Below are 1,366 nucleotides of genomic sequence, written 5' to 3' on the forward strand. Positions count from 1 at the left end.
TACCCGCTTTTAGAACACCCGTTAATCCAGATGACTAGGCATCAATAAGTAGTCCCAGGGAAAAAAAGAGATGTTTGTAAAGGATTATTTCCTGGCCCGGAGGTTGACAGTTTGAAACTTATGTCCGTTGCGCTGTCCTCGAGCCTCAAGTCCTACACTCACCTGGTAAGCTAATTCCGACTCCGATTCAAACATCTGAGCTACCAATTGATCCCGCTTAAGATGCTCCCACTCCAACTCAATGGGGTTCATCTCGGAACAGTAAGGTGGCAAAAAGAACAAGTAAAGTCCCATCCCTTGCCATTGGGGAAGTTTCTGCTTTACAGCTTTACTTGTATGAATCGAGCCGTTATCGAGGGTGATAACACGGATTCGACCCGTACGTTGGTAAATTGCACCAGCCACTTGGGCTTGTTGCTCCATCAGTTTGATGAAGTCTTCACTTTTCCAACTCCCCAACACCAAACTGCATATAAATTTCACCAACGGTTGCCACAAACCCAACACACTTAATCGTTTGCCTCGTTTTTTCGTCTGTTCTTGCCGCTTCTGCTCTCCTTTAAAGTAATAGCTATAGCTGACGGCACTCCACAAACAGCATCCCGATTCGTCGAGGTAAAGCAAGTCAATCTCATCGGCAGCAGCCGCTAGTTCAAGCATTTCCAGGTCGTTTTTCTTAGCCAGCCGCTGATGTGGATCTTGCCGTTTTTGATGACTCACTCGCATCCGTTTCCAAATCACCCCCTTTTTTTGAGGATCTGACGTAGATACTCGGGACTAAGGTCAACTTGCCGTTCCCGACAGAGTTTTTCGGCAAGTTGTACGCTGTTGTAGCTTCTCGGGTCAATTCTTAGACAGTCTTCGAGGTATTCGATATCCGCTTCGCTCCATCTTCTTTGTCGTCCTCGTCCTGATGCCTCCCATAGTCCTCCCAATCCTTTTGTTTTCCATGCGTTTAGTGTCTTTCTAATCGTTTTAGCTGTTGAGTGCAGGTGAGTGGCGATCTGTTCAACATACCAGCCTTGATGACTTAAACGAACCGCTTCTGCTCGATCTTTGACTCGTTGACTGACGGTGGTGGCTCTCCTCAACTCCCAGAGCGTTCTTTCTTCTTCTTGGGTGAGAAACACTCTCAGTCTGGCTCCCATACCTCTGACTCCTTTCTTAGGCAACGCTTTATAATTTGTAATATACCTCCTTTTTTCTTGCACGACCTACTTAGTCGTCTCATGGATGGGTAGGTATTTAGTTTTGAGAGAAGAGCATCGTGATTGATTTTATCGAAACATTTGGCAATATCCGCATCTAGTACCCACTTAGGTTTTTGCTTGATTCCGGTATGTATAGCTACGATTGCATCATAACA

General features: G+C 45.8%; 2 pseudogenes. Both read right to left on the reverse strand.

The features are described 5' to 3' along the window. Window positions 1-84 precede the first annotated feature (84 nt). Window positions 85-1,148 (reverse strand): annotated as a pseudogene (locus tag F6K51_RS37340) (IS630 family transposase). Continuing rightward, a pseudogene (locus tag F6K51_RS37345) lies at window positions 1,133-1,366 on the reverse strand (hypothetical protein); the annotation flags it as partial. The pseudogenes F6K51_RS37340 and F6K51_RS37345, both read right to left, overlap by 16 nt.

Origin of the sequence: Moorena sp. SIO3I8 (genome assembly GCF_010692325.1) — a bacterium.
GTDB lineage: Bacteria > Cyanobacteriota > Cyanobacteriia > Cyanobacteriales > Coleofasciculaceae > Moorena.